Here is a 16,563-nt window from a genome sequence, read left to right on the forward strand (position 1 = left end):
CAAACGCCCCATCACCTCGCACGACCCTTCTATTACGCACCTTTTGCCGTTCGGCACACCCCTTGCAACGCCCCTCCCCGCTTGGCCAACACCAAAAAAAACTCAGCGGAGAGAGCACATGAAGCGTCGCAGTCTGATCAAGGCCTTTACCCTCAGCGCATCGATTGCGGCGATGGGCCTTAGCTGGAGCATCCAGGCCGCCGAGACCATCAAGGTCGGCATCCTGCATTCGCTGTCCGGGACCATGGCGATTTCCGAAACATCGCTCAAGGACATGGCGCTGATGACCATCGACGAGATCAACGCCAAGGGCGGGGTCAACGGCAAGATGCTCGAACCGGTGGTGGTCGACCCTGCATCCAACTGGCCGCTGTTCGCCGAAAAGAGCCGCCAGCTGCTGACCCAGGACAAGGTCGCGGTTGTGTTCGGCTGTTGGACCTCGGTGTCACGCAAGTCGGTGCTGCCAGTGTTCGAAGAGCTCAACGGCTTGCTGTTCTACCCGGTGCAGTACGAAGGTGAAGAGATGTCGCCGAACGTCTTCTACACCGGCGCCGCGCCCAACCAGCAAGCGATTCCGGCCGTGGAATACCTGATGAGCGAAGACGGCGGCAGCGCCAAGCGTTTCTTCCTGCTCGGCACCGACTACGTCTACCCGCGCACCACCAACAAAATTCTGCGCGCCTTCCTGCACAGCAAAGGCGTGGCCGACAAGGATATCGAAGAGGTCTACACGCCGTTCGGCCACGCCGATTACCAGACCATTGTCGCCAACATCAAGAAGTTCTCGGCAGGCGGCAAAACCGCCGTTATCTCCACCGTCAACGGCGACTCCAACGTACCGTTCTACAAAGAGCTGGCCAACCAGGGCCTGAAAGCCACCGACGTACCGGTGGTGGCGTTCTCGGTGGGTGAAGAGGAACTGCGCGGCATCGACACCAAGCCGCTGGTAGGCCACCTCGCCGCCTGGAACTACTTCGAATCGGTGGATAACCCGGTCAACCAGAAGTTTGTCGCCGACTGGAAGGCCTACGCCAAAGCCAAGAACCTGCCGGGTGCCGACAAGGCCGTGACCAACGACCCGATGGAAGCCACCTACGTGGGCATCCACATGTGGGCGCAAGCGGCGGAAAAAGCCAAGTCCACCGATGTCGACAAGGTACGCGAAGCCCTGGGTGGGCAAACCTTCAAGGCACCGTCCGGCTTCACCCTTACCATGGACAAGACCAACCACCACCTGCACAAGCCGGTAATGATCGGCGAAATCCAGGATGACGGGCAGTTCAGCGTGGTCTGGGAAACCGAACAACCGCTGCGCGCGCAGCCGTGGAGCCCGTTCATTCCGGGCAACGACAAGCGCCCTGACTATGCAGTGAAAGGCAACTGAGTGCACTGGGGCTGCGCTGCAGCCCATTCGCTGGCAAGCCAGCTTCCACAGGGTCCTGAGAACAGCACCACCCTGTAGGAGTCGGCTGCCGGCGATGAATCCACCGCCGATTTCCAGGATTGCCCGCATGCTCAGAATCCTCCTTACCCTGCTGCTCCTGCTGCCCCTGGCAACCCAGGCCAGCGAGGGCGAATTCTTCCTCACCGCCAAGCCCGCCGAGCAGGCTCGCCTGCTCGAAGGCTGGGCGGCGCAACCCGAAGCCGCGCGCCTGCCGCTGCTGGAAAACCTGCGCCAGGGCCGCATCGCAGCCGATGACACCCGCAAGGTGCGCCTTAACAACCGCCTGCGCGGCCTGATCGATAACGCCCTGGCCAGCCACCAGTTGCTCAGCGACAACAGCGACACTCGCTTGGCCGCCGCCCAGCAACTGCAAAAAAGTGCGCAACCGGCGCAAATGGCATTCCTCGACCGGCGCTTTGCCAGCGAACCCGACACTACCGTGCACGCCGCGCTTGGCCTGGCACTGGCCAACCTGCAACTGGGCGCCAGCGAGCCAGCCGTACGCCTGGCGGCGGTACGCCTGCTCGGCGAAACCGGCGACCCGCTGGCCCGCACCCGCCTGGAGACCTTGCTGCAACCCGACGTGGAAACCGACGCAGGCGTGCGCACTGCAGCTGAAACAAGCCTGGCCCAGGTCAAACGCAAGCTGCTGTTCGGTGAGCTGCTCGGCCAGGCTTTCAGCGGCCTGTCGCTGGGTTCGATCCTGCTGCTGGCGGCCCTTGGCCTGGCGATCACCTTCGGGCTGCTGGGCGTGATCAACATGGCCCACGGCGAGATGCTCATGCTCGGTGCTTACAGCACCTACATGGTCCAGGTGCTGCTGCAGCGCTACGCGCCAGGCGCAATCGAGTTCTACCCGCTGATTGCCCTGCCAGTGGCCTTCGCCGTCAGCGCCGGCGTGGGCATGGCCCTGGAGCGCACGGTGATCCGCCACCTCTACGGCCGCCCGCTGGAAACCCTGCTGGCGACCTGGGGCATCAGCCTGATGCTGATCCAGGCCATCCGCCTGCTGTTCGGCGCGCAGAACGTCGAGGTCAGCAACCCGGCCTGGCTGTCTGGTGGCATCCAGCTGCTACCCAACCTGGTGCTGCCCTACAACCGCCTGGTGATCATTGCCTTCGCCTTGGCGGTGGTACTGCTGACCTGGCTGCTGCTCAACCGCACGCGGCTGGGCCTGAACGTACGTGCGGTCACCCAGAATCGCAACATGGCTGCCTGCTGTGGCGTGTCCACCGGGCGCGTGGACATGCTCGCCTTCGGCCTGGGCTCGGGCATTGCCGGGCTTGGTGGTGTAGCGCTGAGCCAGGTCGGCAACGTCGGCCCGGACCTTGGCCAGAGCTACATCATCGACTCTTTCCTGGTGGTGGTGCTCGGCGGTGTCGGGCAACTGGCCGGTAGCCTCTGGGCCGCCTTCGGCCTAGGGATAGCCAACAAGCTGCTAGAACCGCAAATCGGCGCGGTGCTTGGCAAGATCCTCATCCTTGCGTTGATCATTCTGTTCATCCAGAAGCGCCCGCAAGGCCTGTTCGCCCTCAAGGGACGGGTTATCGACTGATGAACCAGCCACTGCTTGTCACCGCTTCGCAAAAAGCCGGGCCGCGCCTGTCGCTAGCCATCGGCACCGTCGTCGTCCTGCTGTTGCTGGCCATGGCGCTGCTGTCGTTGCTGCCGCCCGACCATGCCTTGCAGGTATCGGCCTACACCCTCACGCTGGTCGGCAAGATCCTCTGCTACGCCATCGTCGCCCTGGCCCTGGACCTGGTCTGGGGCTACGCAGGGCTGCTGTCGCTCGGTCACGGGCTGTTCTTTGCCCTCGGTGGCTACGCCATGGGCATGTACCTGATGCGCCAGGCCGCCGGTGACGGCCTGCCGGGGTTCATGACGTTCCTGTCGTGGAGCGAGCTGCCGTGGTACTGGGCCGGTACCCAGCACTTTGCCTGGGCCCTGTGCCTGGTGGTGCTGGCGCCGGGCCTGCTGGCACTGGTGTTTGGTTTCTTCGCCTTCCGCTCGCGGATCAAGGGCGTGTATTTCTCGATCATGACCCAGGCCCTGACCTTCGCCGGCATGCTGCTGTTCTTCCGCAACGAAACAGGGTTTGGCGGCAACAACGGTTTCACCAGCTTTCGCACGATTCTGGGCTTCGACATTGCCGCACAGGGCACCCGCGCCGTGCTGTTCCTGCTGACCGTAGGTTTGCTGCTGGCAAGCCTGTACCTGTGCTGGCGCCTGACCCAGAGCAAGTTCGGCCGCCTGCTCACCGCCGTACGCGATGCAGAAAACCGCATGATGTTCTGCGGCTATGACCCACGGGGTTTCAAGCTGCTGGTGTGGGTATTGAGCGCCGTGCTGTGCGGCCTGGCAGGTGCGCTGTATGTGCCACAGGTGGGCATCATCAACCCCAGCGAGATGTCGCCGACCAACTCCATCGAGGCTGCTGTCTGGGTAGCTTTGGGCGGGCGCGGCACACTGATCGGCCCGCTGCTGGGCGCTGGCCTGGTCAACGGCATGAAAAGCTGGTTCACCGTGGCCTTCCCCGAGTTCTGGCTGTTCTTCCTCGGCGCATTGTTCATCCTCGTCACCCTGTACCTGCCCAAGGGCGTGGTCGGCCTGCTGAAGAAAAGGAGCCAGCCATGAAAGGCGTGCCCCCAGTGCATCCGGAATTCATGCTCGAACCGGTATTCGACAACCTTGGCAGCGGCCGTGATGCCATCGGCCTGGGCAGCCGCCGTGAAGCGGGGCTGGATACCCGTCACGGTACGGTGCTGAGCCTGGAAGGCATCAGCGTCAGCTTCGATGGGTTCAAGGCACTCAATGCCCTGAACCTGTACATAGGTGTTGGGGAATTGCGCTGCATCATCGGCCCCAACGGTGCCGGCAAAACCACCATGATGGACGTGATTACCGGCAAGACGCGCCCCGACACCGGCACAGCCTTCTTCGGCGACACCCTGGACCTGACACGCATGAGCGAATACCAGATCGCCCAAGCCGGCATTGGCCGCAAGTTCCAGAAGCCCACGGTGTTCGAAGCACTGACTGTGTTCGAGAACCTCGAGCTGGCACTGAAAACCGAAAAATCGGTCTGGGCCTGCCTGGCAGCACGCTTGAGCGGTGAGCAACAGCAACGCATCGAGGAAGTGCTGACCACTTTGCGCCTGCTGCCCCTGGCCCAGCGCCAGGCGGGCCTGCTGTCACATGGGCAGAAACAGTTCCTCGAGATCGGCATGTTGCTGGTGCAGGAGCCGCAACTGCTGCTGCTCGACGAGCCGGTGGCCGGCATGACCGATGCCGAGACCGAGTTCACCGCTGAGCTGTTCAGAGGCCTGGCCGGCAAGCATTCGCTGATGGTGGTGGAGCACGACATGGGATTTGTCGGCAGCATCGCCGACCATGTGACCGTGTTGCATCAGGGCAGCGTGCTGGCAGAGGGGTCACTGGAGCAGGTACAGGCGGATGAGCGGGTGGTCGAGGTTTATCTAGGGCGCTGACGCGTCTCAAGTAGCAAGCCTCAAGCCGCAAGCACTAGCTGTGCGCTTTATCTTGCCCCTTGCGGCTTGAGGCTTGTAGCTGACAAGAACGAGGAATTGAAAGTGCTTGAAGTCAGTGAATTGCACCAGTACTACGGCGGCAGCCACATCCTGCGCGGCCTGTCCTTCGAAGCCAAGGTCGGTGAAGTCACCTGCCTGCTCGGGCGCAACGGCGTGGGCAAAACCACCCTGCTGCGTTGCCTGATGGGCCTGGTGCCGCCACGCGAAGGTCGCGTCGAGTGGGAAGGCCAGCCGATCACCACGCTCAAGCCACAGCAACGGGTACACGCAGGCATCGCCTATGTGCCCCAGGGGCGTGAAATATTCGCGCGGCTCAGCGTCGAGGAAAACCTGCTGATGGGCCTGTCGCGCTTCCCGGCGCGCGAGGCCCGTGAGGTGCCTGCGTTCATCTACGAACTGTTCCCGGTGCTGGAACAGATGAAGCAACGCCGCGGCGGTGACCTGTCCGGCGGCCAGCAGCAACAGCTGGCCATCGGTCGCGCCCTGGCCAGCCGGCCACGCCTGCTGATCCTCGACGAACCCACCGAAGGCATTCAGCCATCGGTCATCAAGGAGATCGGTGCGGTCATCCGCCGCCTGGCAGAGCGTGGCGACATGGCCATCCTGCTGGTGGAGCAGTTCTATGACTTTGCCGAGGAGCTGGCCGACCAGTATCTGGTCATGGCCCGTGGCGAAATCATCCAGCGCGGGCGCGGTGAAAACATGCAGGCCGAAGGTGTGCGTGGGCTGGTAACCATTTAATCTGCAGCCCTCGACCTTGTGAGACGCAGCAATGAGCCACGAAATTCGCGATGCCCTGCCCGCCGACGTGCCGGGCATCCTCGACATCTATAACGACGCGGTGCGCAACACCACGGCGATCTGGAACGATACGCCGGTGGACCTGGGCAACCGCCACGCCTGGTTCGAGGCCCGGGCACAGCAGGGCTATCCCATTCTGGTGGCCGTGGATCACAGCGGTGTGCTGGGCTATGCGTCTTTTGGCGATTGGCGGCCGTTCGAGGGTTTTCGCAATACCGTGGAGCACTCGGTGTATATCCGTGGCGATCAGCGCGGCAAGGGCTTGGGGCCGCAGTTGATGGCCGCACTGATCGAGCGCGCACGGGGGTGTGGCAAGCATGTGATGGTCGCGGCCATCGAGAGTGGCAATGCCGCGTCGGTGCGCCTGCATGAGCGTCTGGGCTTCGTAGTGACCGGGCAGATGCCGCAGGTGGGGGTGAAGTTCGGGCGGTGGCTGGATTTGACTTTCATGCAGCTGGTGCTCGACCCGGGAGCGGAGCCAGCCTGAGTTTTCTGCTGATTGCAGTGGCCCCATCGCCAGCAAGCCGGCGATGGGGCCACTGCAATCGACATCACATCTGGGTAAACCTGCCCAGCCGCTGTTTCAGCATGCTGTTCTCACTGCGCAACTGCTGCACTTCCTGCAACAGCTCCAGCGCCAGCGCCACGCCCTCCCACTCCAGTTCCAGCTCCTGGTGCAGCTTTGCCGCACGCCTGGCCAGCAGCGGCGCCTGATCATCGAACAACCATTCCTCCGGCGTTCGCCCCGAAGGTTCAACGATGCCGTGCTCGACGATCTCGACCACGTAGTCGGCCGTGATATCGGCCTCCTGGCAAAGCGTGCGCATGTCCAGTTGAACGATCAGGGTGCTGCTCATGATCACTTACTCCATTGTGTCCTCGGATTGAACGCCGCCTTCTCGGAAAGCTGGGTCCACAATTGACGGGTAGAGGCGTCGGATGCCGGCGGCATGACTACCTTGAGCTGGGCGTAGAGGTTGCCGCGCTCGCCCTGCTTGTTCGCCAGGCCTTTGCCAGGCACACGCAGGCGCTGGCCACTCTGGCTGTCGGGGCGGATGGTTAGGTTGATCTTGCCGTCCAGGGTCGGCACCGCCACCTTGGTGCCCAATGCCGCCTCCCACGGTGCCAGTGGCACAGTGATGATCAGGTCCTGGCCCTCGACATCGAACAGCGGGTGCGGTGCCATGCGGATGGTCAGGAACAGGTCGCCGTTGGCGCCGCCAGCGCTGCCCGGCGCTCCTTGGCCCTTGAGGCGGATGCGCTCACCGTCGCTCACGCCGGCCGGGATCTTCACATTCAGGGTCTTGGTCGTGAACCCGGTACGCTGGCCGGCGGCGTTGGTCTGCGGCACCTGGAAGCTGATCTGTTTGGACTCCTTGCTCAGGGTTTCCTCAAGGAAGATCGCCAGTTCCAGTTCCACATCCTGCCCTCGCCTGCCGGCACTGCGTTGTTGCCGAGCGCCGCCAAAGGGGTTGCCGCCCCGTGCGCCGAAGATCGAGCTGAAAAAGTCGGAGAAATCACCGCCCTCGAAACCACCGCCCGCACCGCCACGGTTCTCCCAGCCCGGAGGGGCCTGGAATGGCCGACCGTGCTGGCCGCCGTACTTGCGGATCTCGTCGAACTCGGCGCGTTTCTGGGCGTCGCCAAGCACCTCGTAGGCCTCATTGGCCTCCTTGAATTTCTCCTCGGCGTCGCGCTCCTTGCTGACGTCAGGGTGATACTTGCGCGCCAGCTTGCGGTACGCGGCCTTGATCGCCTTTTCGTCCGCCGTGGGCTCTACGCCGAGTATCTTGTAGTAGTCTTTGAAGTCCATCTATGGATCACCAATGTGAATTTTCATGTTGCATCTGAAGATAAGGGTCAAGCATAGCCTTTCAAGGTTCGCTTGGCTTTGCTTCAAGGCAGACGACCGGTCTTGATTCTCTGGCCAAGTGGCATAAACTGCGCGGCCGTTTTGCCTCCGGAAGCCCTTTTCCCATGTCTGACGTATCCCCGGCCCGTGCCCTTGGCATCGACTTCGGCACCTCCAACTCCACGGTCGGCTGGCACCGCCCCGGGGTCGAGTCGCTGATAGCCCTGGAAGACGGCAAGATCACGCTGCCATCGGTGGTTTTCTTCAATATCGAAGAGCGCCGCCCGGTGTATGGCCGGCTGGCACTGCACGAATACCTGGAAGGCTACGAAGGCCGCCTGATGCGCTCGCTCAAGAGCCTGCTGGGCTCCAAGTTGATCAAGCACGATACCAGCGTGCTAGGCAGCGCCTTGCCATTCAAGGACCTGCTGGGCATGTTCATCGGCGAACTGAAAAAGCGCGCCGAAACCGCCGCCGACCGCAGCTTCGATCAGGTGGTACTGGGCCGCCCGGTGTTCTTCGTCGACGAAGATCCGGCTGCCGACCAGGAGGCCGAGGACACCCTGGCCGACGTGGCACGCAAGATCGGCTTCAAGGACGTGTCGTTCCAGTACGAACCGATTGCCGCCGCGTTCGACTACGAGTCGGGCATCAGCCGTGAAGAGCTGGTACTGATCGTGGATATCGGCGGGGGTACCTCGGACTTTACCCTGATCCGTCTGTCACCCGAGCGTCACAAGGTGGCCGAGCGCCAGAGCGACATCCTCGCCACCGGCGGCGTGCACATCGGCGGTACCGATTTCGACAAGCAGTTGAGCCTGCAGGGCGTGATGCCGCTGTTCGGTTACGGCAGCCGGATGAAGAGCGGTGCGCTGATGCCTACCAGCTACCACCTCAACCTGGCCACCTGGCACACCATCAACGCCCTGTACTCGCAGAAGTCGCAACTGGCGCTGGGCAGCATGCGCTATGACATCGAGGACACCCTTGGCATTGACCGTCTGTTCAAGCTGATCGAGCAGCGGGCCGGGCACTGGCTGGCGATGGAAATCGAGGCCAGCAAGATTGAGCTGACCGACCACGAAAGCCGCCGTATCGACCTCGGCCGCGTCGAGCGCGAATTAGGCGTGGACCTGACCCGCACAGTGTTCGAAGGTGCGATCGAAGGGCTGCTGGAGCGAGTGCGTGGCAGCGTCACCGAACTGCTGGCCAAGGCCGGTGTAAGCGAAGGTCAGGTGGACACGGTGTTCTTCACCGGTGGTTCCAGCGGCATTCCGGCGCTGCGCAACAGTGTGGCGGCAATGCTGCCGAATGCGCGGCATGTGGAGGGCAATATCTTCGGCAGCATCGGCAGCGGGCTGGCGATCGAGGCGCGCAAGCGTTACGGGTGAGCTGCAAGCTACAAGCTACAAGCTACAAGCCGATTGGCGATGGAAGGCCCACCGCGTTCAGCTTTATCTTGCAGCTTGAAGCTTGTAGCTTGAAGCTCTCAAACCAGCTCAGCCCGCTTCAGCTCACTCTTCATGTACGCATAGTACACCGGCCCCGCTACAACCCCCGGCAACCCGAACGCCGCCTCGAACACCAGCATCGCCAGCAACAGCTCCCAGGCCTTGGCGCTGATCTGCCCCCCTACTATCCGCGCGTTGAGGAAGTACTCGACCTTGTGGATAACGATCAGATACCCCAGCGCGGCCGCAGCCACCCAGATCGAAAGCGACATGCCAACGATGGTGATCAGCGTGTTGGACATCAGGTTGCCGATCACCGGCAACAGCCCAAGCAGGAAGGTCAACACGATCAGCGTCTTGGTCAGCGGCAGGTGCACACCGAACAGTGGCAACACCACAGCAAGGAAAATGCCGGTGAACACGGTGTTGAGCAGCGAGATCTTGATCTGCGCGAAGACGATGTTGCGAAACGCCTGCACCAGCAGGCTCAGGCGCTCGAACAAGGCGGCAGCCAGCGGTTTGCGCCGCGAGATGTCGGGGATGCGCTGCAGGGCAATGATAGCGCCGAGAATCATGCCGATCAGCAGCGTCACGAACATGTGCGCCATGCCCTTGCCTACAAGCTGCAGGTCGCTGAGGTGGCTCTTGATCCACTCACCGATGGCCACTTTGAACTCCGCGGCACTGGCCGGCAGGTAGCCCTCGATGAACGGCGGCAACTGGCCACGGGCACGCTCGAACAGGGCCATGAACTTGTCCAGCGATGCGCCGGGGTTCTCTGCCTCGTGCAGCAGGAAGCTGAACGCGCCGGCGATCAGCAAGGTCAGGGTACTGACCACCAAGGTACCCAGCAGCGCCACCGCCAGCCAGCGTGCGCGTTGCCCGGCAATGATCGGCTGCAGCCGTGGCGTGAGCATGTTGACCAGCTCGAACACCAGCAGCCCGGCCAGCAGGCTGGGTAACAATTTCAGGGGGAGCGCCAGCAGCAGGCCGGCAAATACGATGATCCAGCTGGCCAGGGTGACCTGGCGGGGGGTGAAAGTCATACAGCCTCAACGGCAGACAACGGAAAAGAACCGCAGTCTGCCAGCCTTCGTCCTACAGGCATAGGCGCAGGTCATTTCTTCTTCAGGCAGTCACTCATGTAGGCCTTGCGCTCGTCGCCCTTGAGGGCCTGGGCGCTGGCGTCAGCGTTGCAGATCTTCATCTTTTCCTGCTGGGTAGGCGGTACGCTTTTCTTCAGGCAGTTGCTCATGAAGGCTTTGCGCTCATCGCCCTTGAGCGCCTTGGCAGAAGCGTCGGCATTGCACGAGGTCATCTTTTCCTGTTGCGCGGTGGCAGCGAATCCCTGCGCACTGAACATAACGGCCAACGCCAGCAATGGCATGTGCAGCATCTTCATGGAGTGGTCTCCTTGTCTCCCGCGCCCGATGCACGGTGTCGCAGGTGAGTGTAGACAACAAATTTTACACACCCGTCCGCGCTTGCCGCCGGTACTGCTCCGGCGTGCAATGGGCCTGACGCTGGAACATGGCGATGAATGCCGAGGCGCTGCTGTAGCCCAGGTCGAAGGCGATGGCCTGTATCGGCAAGCCGGCCTCCAGCGCCTCGATGGCCCGCAAGAACCTCAGGCGCAGGCGCCACTCACCAAAGCTGATGCCCAGTTCGCGCAGAAATTGCCGCGCCAGGGTGCGCTCGCTGACATGCACCTGCGCCGCCCAGTCCGCCAGCGGGCGGTTGTCACCAGGTTCAGCACCGAGGGCATCGAGCACCTGGCGCAGGCCCTCGCTCTGAGCGAAGGGCAGGTAGCAGGTCTGGGTGGGTGCCAGCAGCAACTGATCAAGCAGCACCTGCACCAGACGCTGGTCGCGTTCGTCCTGAGCCACCTTGACGTCACGGCGGGCGAAGTCGCCGAGGATGGCCTTGAGGATATCGCTGATCACCAGGCTGCACGGCTGCTGCGGTAGGCCGGCGCACAGCCTGCGGTCGAGATAGACCGAACGGTAAACGATGGCCTGAGGGTTGTAGCAACCATGTTCGGTATCCGGCGGCACCCAGACCGCGTAATGCGGGGGTGACAGAAAACGCTGGCCATTGACATCCAGGTGCATGACGCCGTGGGCGGTGTAGTTGAGCTGGCCCCAGGTGTGGCGATGGGGCGGGCTGTGAGTGTCGGCGCCAAATTCGTCGTGGCGCAGGTAAACGGGCGCGGGAAGCTGGTCGAACTGGGGGATATCGAGGTATTTGCGGCGCATGCTGTCTGCTTGAAGGGGCAGGTTGTCTGGATAGGAGTATAGGCTTGCTGACAGACAAACGATAATACGGGGCCATCATACAACCTCTGTGAAAGCGGGCACGCTCCCACGGAGGCTTATGAGCATCCAAGAGCCTTTGCGTCATGAATTATCTGTACCCCCTCACCGCTATCCTCATTTGGGCCGGCAACACTGTAGTCACCAAGCTGTCCGCAGGTGCCATTCACCCTGCCGAGATCGGCTTCTACCGCTGGCTGCTCGCAGGGCTGCTGTTCACCCCGTTCCTGCTGCCGGCCGTGTGGCGCAACCGCGCGGCCATCCGTCCGCACCTGCCCAGAATCTTCGTCCTTGGCGTGCTCGGCATGGCCCTGTACCAAAGCCTCGCCTACTTCGCGGCCAGCATCACCAGCGCTACCAACATGGGCATCATTCTCTCGCTGATGCCCTTGATGTCGCTGGCCCTGTCCATCGCATGGCTCGGCCAGCGGCTGAGCTACGGTGCGCTGACGGGCGCGGCGGTGTCCTTCATCGGTGTGCTGGAAGTCGTCTCCGCCGGCCATCCCGGCATCTTGCTGGAGCAAGGCCTGAACCGCGGTGACCTGCTGATGCTGGTGGCCACCCTGGCCTACGCGCTGTACAGCTTCCTGCTGAAGAAATGGCAGCTGCGCCTGCCGCCCTTGCAGCTGCTGTACCTGCAGGTGCTGGTGGCAATCATCGTCTTGCTGCCACTGTTCCTGTTTTCAGACAAAACCGGCCTGAACGTGCATAACGCGGGTCTGGTGCTGTACGCCTGTGTACTGGCCTCGATGGTCGCCCCGCTGGCATGGATGCAGGCCGTTCACCGCCTGGGGCCAAGCCGCACCACGCTGTTTTTCAACTTGCTGCCACTGGTGACCGCGCTGATCGCCGCCGCGGCACTCGACGAGCAACTGGCCAGCTACCACCTGGTCGGCGGACTGCTGACCCTGGCCGGGGTGGTCCTCGCCGAACGCTGGACCACCCCCGTGCGCCGCAGCCCTACAGCCCCGCAGCCTTGAGGCGGGCGGCGTGCTCGGTGAACAGCCGCACCGGCTCGGCGCCCTTGCCCACGGCGCCGAGCGACTGGTTGACGATGTCCAGGTGATCGAGCGGGTAGTCATCACCGATCACCTGCCCCAGGTGCGAACTGAAGCGCCCGACCATGCCGTCACATTGCCCCTTTTCCTTGACGAAGCTGCGGGCGAACAGGCGGCAGAAGCGGTTGCTGCCGTCAAAGCGGTTACGCCCCTGGTCAGTGACGCCTGGCTGCAAGGTGCCTGACCACGAATAGTAACGCACGCCGTTGACCTCTCCCGCCCCCTCACCGCCCCAGGTGTCGGGCAGGCCCTGTGGATAAACCTGGTTGAACAGCGCTACGCCGGCGCTAGTCAGCGATTGGTGCGAGGCGTGCACGTCGATAGGCAATGAGTCGCGGCGCCAGCCGGTTTCCAACCACCCCAGCAGCACCGCCAGGCCATGCAAAACAGCCCTGAGAATGCGCCCTTGAGGAGAATCGCCCGGAGCTGTGCGAGCCAGGTGATCGGCCAGTTCCGAACCATGGTTGGGCCCGGCCACCGAAGTCACCGATGCCACCCGGTCAGGCCGCTTGGCTGCGGCATAACGCGCGCTCAAGGCGCCTTGGCTATGGCCGATGAGGTTGACCTTGTCAGCGCCGGTACGCTGGCAGATGTCTTCGATGATTGCCAGCAACTGCTCACCGCGCACTTCGCTGGAGTGCAAGGGCGACACCTGCACGGGGAACACCTGCGCCCCGCCCTTGCGCAAGGCCGGCACGATGCCGAACCAATAGGGATAGAGCAACGCCCTGACAAAGCCGAGCATGCCCGGCACCAGCACCAATGGATATCGCGTAGCCAATTCCTGCTGCATGGGAACCAACCCTTTGCGTGGTCGACCGGCCAACACTACAGCGGCCTGAATGACCATCGCAATCGAACTCCTGACGCGCCGCGCGGTTCCAAACCAGAACAGACCCTTGAGCAAGGAGCGGGACCATGTACAAACAGACCCTGGCAATCCTTCTGGCAAGTGCGACCCTGGCCGCCTGTGGCAGCCGCCCGGAAAACCCGGTGGACTACGTCACCTACCGCGACGAGCCGCTGGTCAAGCAAGTCGAAAACGGCATGACCATGCAGAAAGTCATCGCCATCGGCGGCAGCCCATCGAATGCGAGCGACCTGCCGCACGGAGGCACTTGCAACGACTACATCCTCAACCGCGATGGCCATCAACAGCCTTACTACGTGCGCTTCGATGCCACCGGCCATGTCGATGCCAAGGGTTTCAAGACTTGCAAACAACGAGAAGAGGACAGCGAAGCCGTACACGGCGCCTGAGCCTGCGCAACATCCTGACCACCCGTCCTGATTTGTCTGGAGATAACCATGAGCAACGTTGAACTGACCGATGTGCAAACCCTGCGCAAGCGTGCCCGTGAGCACGTCGAGCAAGGTGCGGTGACCGAGGGTTACCACGCCGACCGCCAGGAAATCCTGCGCCTGCTCAATGAGTCGCTGGCCACCGAGCTTGTCTGCGTACTGCGCTACAAGCGTCATTACTTCATGGCCAGCGGGATCAAGGCGAGCGTGGCTGCCGAGGAGTTTCTCGAGCATGCCAACCAGGAAGCCGAGCACGCCGACAAACTGGCCGAGCGCATCGTGCAGCTGGGCGGCGAGCCGGACTTCAATCCGGACAACCTGACCAAGAATTCCCATGCCCAATACGTAGCAGGCAATTCGTTGAAGGAGATGGTGCTGGAGGACTTGGTGGCCGAACGCATCGCGATCGACAGCTACCGCGAGATCATTCAGTACATTGGTGACAAGGATCCGACTACGCGTCGCATCTTCGAGGACATCCTGGCTCAGGAAGAAGAACACGCAGACGATATGTCCGATCTGCTGCAAGGCTTGTAATCGCCAGGGGCCGCTTTGCGGCCCCGGTTCACTTAACCCTTGCCTTTCACCTCAGCCGGCGCCTTGCCGGCTTTCATCTGCTGCAACAACGGGGTGCACTGGTTGGGCTCATCGCCACTGCTCGGCGCCACCAGCGCCAGCAGCCCCGCCGCCGGCCCTGCAACCACACCCAAGGCCACCATGCCCGCGCCGCGCAAGGCTAGCGGCACCGCCTGCACGCCCGCACCGGGCTTGGCAAACGGCCCGCGTACATACAGTGGCGAGCGCAGTGAGAACAGCCGTAAGCCCTTCGACTCCGGAGTAATCTTCAAGTCCAGCTGCTCGCTGGCGAAGTTGGCGGTGCCGTTGATGTAGATGATCGCGTTTTCGGTATCGAATATGAACAGGCGCGTGCTCGCCAGCCCGTCCTTGATGCCCACATCGGCCGCTGCGCAGTTGATCTGCACATCCTCGTCGCCAAACAGCTTGCCGATCACATAGTTGCCCACGTTCAACCCGGCAATCTCCATCAGGCTGCGGCTGATCGCGCCATCGTTGATCAGCATGCGCAGGTCGCCATTGGCCGTGCCCAGCAAGGCTGCCACCGAGTTGCCGCGGCCGCTGATATCGGCATCGCCGTTGAGCTCACCGAAGCTGGTCTGCATCGGCGCAAAGGTGGGGAACAGCTGCTTGAGCTTGAAGCCACGTGCGGTCAGCCGCGCGCGCCCCTGCAGCGGTACGCTGCGGCCATCCAGGCGAATCCTGGATGCCAGGTTGCCACCGGCCACGCCAAAGCGCAGCGGTTCCAGGCGCAGCAGGCCGTCCTCGAGGATCACATGGGCGGAAAGATCGTTGAATGGCAACTGTTCACTGTGAACGATGCGCTTGCCGGCAAACTGGACGTCGGCGTCCATGGTGCGCCAACGGTCGGTGCGGAACTCCTCCACCGGCAGCACCTTGCCGGCAGGCTGCTTGCTGGCGCCCCCGCGGGCTTTCTGCTCGGCGTTGGAATCGGCACCGATCAGCGGTGCCAGGTCCTTGAACAACAGCTGGTTGGACACCAGCTTGCCGGAGAGTTTGGGCCGTGGCTGGCTCGCGGTAAACGCCAGGTCGCCGTGGATGTCACTGTCACCTATCTTGCCGTTGAACCCCTGGTAGTTGAACGTCGCGCCTTCGGCCGCATGCAGGTTGGCGGTCAAGTGGCCATCAGTCTCGTAGGCTGGGGTGTCTGGCAGAGTCACCCCCGTCAGCGGATAAAGGTTGCCCAGGCTGGCGCCGGACAAGCGCAAGCGAAGGTCCAGCGCACCCAGGTTGCGCGGGTCGGTCAGGGTGCCGGCGAGTACCACATGGGTATCGGCAATCCGCACGTCGGCCTGCAGCGGGAACGGCTGGCTGGCGTCCTGCAGCGCCAGCAGGCCACCGATCTTGCCCGTGCCGGAAACAGGCTGGCCTTTGTAGCGGCCCTGGGCCTTTAGCCCGAAGGCGTAATCCTGGGCTCCGCCGGCCTTTTCCGCGCTGGCTTTGCCAACGATATCGCTGAACGGGATCGGTTTGCCCAGAGGGTCGATCTGCACCTTCATACTGGTTTTCAGAGTCTGGTCGTCGAAGCTGACATTACCTTGGTCAAAACCGATGGCGCCGATGTCCAGCTGCCACTTGGAGGGCTGCGCATTCTCATCCTTGGGGCCGAAATCGAAGGTCCAGTTGGCGCGGCCATCGGCTAGGCGAGTAAGGCTGGCGGTGGGTTTGACCAGGTCGATGCGCGGGATGACGATCTGCTGGAATACCAGCGGCAGCGGCGCCAGTCGAAATTCCACACGCTCCAGGCCGACCATCTTCGGCTCCTTCAGCCACTCGGGATTGCCTAGGGTCAGGTCCTCCGCAATGAAGTGCGGCCACGGTACCCAGGCGCGCCACCCCCCTTCTTCCGGCTCAGTGCGCCAGTGCACCGCCAGGTTACCGTTGATCGCGAACGGCCTGTGCAACGCTTCGGATACTTTCTCATTGAGCAGCGGCTTGACGCGGTTCCAGTCGAAAGTGGCGATCACCACCACCAGTATCGCCAGCAGGGTCAGTAGGCTGGTAAGGGTCCAGGCGAGGATTCTGGCGGGACGCGTCATTGCGTTATTCTCCTGACGGCTTGGGGCAGAACGGGCACAACGATGGCACTCAGTATCTCGGACTGATGAAAGCCCTTAGGGTTTTATCCATGAAGCCCATGATAGCGAAGTTTTCTTGCCCACTTGCTCAGCTTTTAACCACAGGATGCCTTGAAACAC

Annotated in this window: 17 protein-coding genes; 10 read left to right on the forward strand and 7 right to left on the reverse strand. The window is 62.6% G+C overall.

The genetic code is table 11. The features are described from left to right. Window positions 1-118 precede the first annotated feature (118 nt). The 6 genes from urtA (at window position 119) to JET17_RS23630 (ending at window position 6,280) form a co-directional block, all read left to right on the forward strand. Complete coding sequence (gene urtA / locus JET17_RS23605; protein WP_012316432.1) at window positions 119-1,384, forward strand: urea ABC transporter substrate-binding protein; 1,266 nt, start codon at window positions 119-121, stop codon at window positions 1,382-1,384. Window positions 1,385-1,478: 94 nt separating this feature from the next. Beyond that, complete coding sequence (gene urtB, locus JET17_RS23610) at window positions 1,479-2,999, forward strand: urea ABC transporter permease subunit UrtB (RefSeq protein ID WP_420094516.1); 1,521 nt, start codon at window positions 1,479-1,481, stop codon at window positions 2,997-2,999. Beyond that, the gene (gene urtC, locus JET17_RS23615) at window positions 2,999-4,078 is read left to right on the forward strand and encodes an urea ABC transporter permease subunit UrtC (RefSeq protein ID WP_012316434.1); all 1,080 of its coding nucleotides are present in this window, start codon (window positions 2,999-3,001) and stop codon (window positions 4,076-4,078) included. The genes urtB and urtC overlap by 1 nt, the downstream gene beginning before the upstream one ends. Then, complete coding sequence (gene urtD, locus JET17_RS23620; protein WP_012316435.1) at window positions 4,075-4,932, forward strand: urea ABC transporter ATP-binding protein UrtD; 858 nt, start codon at window positions 4,075-4,077, stop codon at window positions 4,930-4,932. The genes urtC and urtD overlap by 4 nt, the downstream gene beginning before the upstream one ends. A 102-nt stretch (window positions 4,933-5,034) precedes the next feature. Further along, window positions 5,035-5,733, forward strand: coding sequence for an urea ABC transporter ATP-binding subunit UrtE (gene urtE, locus JET17_RS23625; protein WP_012316436.1), 699 nt, complete (start codon window positions 5,035-5,037; stop codon window positions 5,731-5,733). A 31-nt stretch (window positions 5,734-5,764) separates the two neighbouring features. Beyond that, window positions 5,765-6,280: a GNAT family N-acetyltransferase gene (locus tag JET17_RS23630; protein WP_012316437.1), complete on the forward strand. Its 516-nt coding sequence runs from the start codon at window positions 5,765-5,767 to the stop codon at window positions 6,278-6,280. Window positions 6,281-6,344: 64 nt separating this feature from the next. On the opposite strand, the gene JET17_RS23635 is transcribed toward JET17_RS23630, so the two are convergent. Together JET17_RS23635 and cbpA are read right to left on the reverse strand one after the other, a co-directional pair. Next, complete coding sequence (locus JET17_RS23635) at window positions 6,345-6,650, reverse strand: chaperone modulator CbpM (RefSeq protein WP_012316438.1); 306 nt, start codon at window positions 6,648-6,650, stop codon at window positions 6,345-6,347. Between the two features lie 2 nt (window positions 6,651-6,652). Then, window positions 6,653-7,606: a curved DNA-binding protein gene (cbpA, locus tag JET17_RS23640; RefSeq protein WP_012316439.1), complete on the reverse strand. Its 954-nt coding sequence runs from the start codon at window positions 7,604-7,606 to the stop codon at window positions 6,653-6,655. A 164-nt stretch (window positions 7,607-7,770) separates the two neighbouring features. On the opposite strand from cbpA, the gene JET17_RS23645 reads away from it, so the two are divergent. Next, window positions 7,771-9,036 carry an Hsp70 family protein gene (locus tag JET17_RS23645; protein ID WP_012316440.1) on the forward strand — a complete coding sequence of 422 codons (1,266 nt, stop codon included), beginning with the start codon at window positions 7,771-7,773 and terminating at the stop codon, window positions 9,034-9,036. Window positions 9,037-9,134: 98 nt separating this feature from the next. Here JET17_RS23645 and JET17_RS23650 read toward each other — a convergent pair whose 3' ends face one another. From JET17_RS23650 to JET17_RS23660, 3 genes are all read right to left on the reverse strand, one after another. Beyond that, the gene (locus tag JET17_RS23650; RefSeq protein WP_012316441.1) at window positions 9,135-10,142 is read right to left on the reverse strand and encodes an AI-2E family transporter; all 1,008 of its coding nucleotides are present in this window, start codon (window positions 10,140-10,142) and stop codon (window positions 9,135-9,137) included. A gap of 71 nt (window positions 10,143-10,213) precedes the next feature. Further along, on the reverse strand, window positions 10,214-10,498 hold the full coding sequence (locus JET17_RS23655) for a PsiF family protein (RefSeq protein ID WP_012316442.1): 285 nt from the start codon (window positions 10,496-10,498) through the stop codon (window positions 10,214-10,216). Between the two features lie 64 nt (window positions 10,499-10,562). Beyond that, entirely contained in the window at window positions 10,563-11,351 is a 789-nt protein-coding gene (locus JET17_RS23660; RefSeq protein ID WP_012316443.1) for an AraC family transcriptional regulator, read from the reverse strand. Window positions 11,352-11,494: 143 nt separating this feature from the next. Between JET17_RS23660 and JET17_RS23665 the strand changes: the two genes are divergently transcribed. Continuing rightward, entirely contained in the window at window positions 11,495-12,388 is an 894-nt protein-coding gene (locus JET17_RS23665; RefSeq protein WP_012316444.1) for a DMT family transporter, read from the forward strand. Here JET17_RS23665 and JET17_RS23670 read toward each other — a convergent pair. Beyond that, window positions 12,369-13,259 carry an esterase/lipase family protein gene (locus JET17_RS23670; protein WP_012316445.1) on the reverse strand — a complete coding sequence of 297 codons (891 nt, stop codon included), beginning with the start codon at window positions 13,257-13,259 and terminating at the stop codon, window positions 12,369-12,371. The two genes, JET17_RS23665 and JET17_RS23670, sit on opposite strands and share 20 nt — an antisense overlap. A 125-nt stretch (window positions 13,260-13,384) precedes the next feature. Here JET17_RS23670 and osmE point away from each other — a divergent pair, with 125 nt between their 5' ends. Both osmE and JET17_RS23680 read left to right on the forward strand, forming a co-directional pair. Beyond that, complete coding sequence (osmE, locus tag JET17_RS23675) at window positions 13,385-13,726, forward strand: osmotically-inducible lipoprotein OsmE (protein WP_012316446.1); 342 nt, start codon at window positions 13,385-13,387, stop codon at window positions 13,724-13,726. 48 nt (window positions 13,727-13,774) lie between these two features. Continuing rightward, window positions 13,775-14,305, forward strand: coding sequence for a ferritin-like domain-containing protein (locus tag JET17_RS23680; protein WP_012316447.1), 531 nt, complete (start codon window positions 13,775-13,777; stop codon window positions 14,303-14,305). Between the two features lie 32 nt (window positions 14,306-14,337). Here the strand turns inward: JET17_RS23680 and JET17_RS23685 are convergent, their stop codons facing one another. Then, window positions 14,338-16,404: an AsmA family protein gene (locus tag JET17_RS23685; RefSeq protein WP_012316448.1), complete on the reverse strand. Its 2,067-nt coding sequence runs from the start codon at window positions 16,402-16,404 to the stop codon at window positions 14,338-14,340. Window positions 16,405-16,563: the final 159 nt, after the last annotated feature.

The sequence above is a fragment of the Pseudomonas putida genome (genome assembly GCF_016406145.1).
Classification (GTDB): domain Bacteria; phylum Pseudomonadota; class Gammaproteobacteria; order Pseudomonadales; family Pseudomonadaceae; genus Aquipseudomonas; species Aquipseudomonas putida_E.

Coding starts and splice junctions, on each gene's coding strand:
- urtA (WP_012316432.1), top strand. CDS start 119: ATGAAGCGTCGCAGTCTGATCAAGGCCTTTACCCTCAGCGCATCGATT.
- urtB (WP_420094516.1), top strand. CDS start 1,479: ATGAATCCACCGCCGATTTCCAGGATTGCCCGCATGCTCAGAATCCTC.
- urtC (WP_012316434.1), top strand. CDS start 2,999: ATGAACCAGCCACTGCTTGTCACCGCTTCGCAAAAAGCCGGGCCGCGC.
- urtD (WP_012316435.1), top strand. CDS start 4,075: ATGAAAGGCGTGCCCCCAGTGCATCCGGAATTCATGCTCGAACCGGTA.
- JET17_RS23630 (WP_012316437.1), top strand. CDS start 5,765: ATGAGCCACGAAATTCGCGATGCCCTGCCCGCCGACGTGCCGGGCATC.
- JET17_RS23635 (WP_012316438.1), bottom strand. CDS start 6,650: ATGAGCAGCACCCTGATCGTTCAACTGGACATGCGCACGCTTTGCCAG.
- cbpA (WP_012316439.1), bottom strand. CDS start 7,606: ATGGACTTCAAAGACTACTACAAGATACTCGGCGTAGAGCCCACGGCG.
- JET17_RS23645 (WP_012316440.1), top strand. CDS start 7,771: ATGTCTGACGTATCCCCGGCCCGTGCCCTTGGCATCGACTTCGGCACC.
- JET17_RS23650 (WP_012316441.1), bottom strand. CDS start 10,142: ATGACTTTCACCCCCCGCCAGGTCACCCTGGCCAGCTGGATCATCGTA.
- JET17_RS23655 (WP_012316442.1), bottom strand. CDS start 10,498: ATGAAGATGCTGCACATGCCATTGCTGGCGTTGGCCGTTATGTTCAGT.
- JET17_RS23660 (WP_012316443.1), bottom strand. CDS start 11,351: ATGCGCCGCAAATACCTCGATATCCCCCAGTTCGACCAGCTTCCCGCG.
- JET17_RS23665 (WP_012316444.1), top strand. CDS start 11,495: ATGAATTATCTGTACCCCCTCACCGCTATCCTCATTTGGGCCGGCAAC.
- JET17_RS23670 (WP_012316445.1), bottom strand. CDS start 13,259: ATGCAGCAGGAATTGGCTACGCGATATCCATTGGTGCTGGTGCCGGGC.
- osmE (WP_012316446.1), top strand. CDS start 13,385: ATGTACAAACAGACCCTGGCAATCCTTCTGGCAAGTGCGACCCTGGCC.
- JET17_RS23680 (WP_012316447.1), top strand. CDS start 13,775: ATGAGCAACGTTGAACTGACCGATGTGCAAACCCTGCGCAAGCGTGCC.
- JET17_RS23685 (WP_012316448.1), bottom strand. CDS start 16,404: ATGACGCGTCCCGCCAGAATCCTCGCCTGGACCCTTACCAGCCTACTG.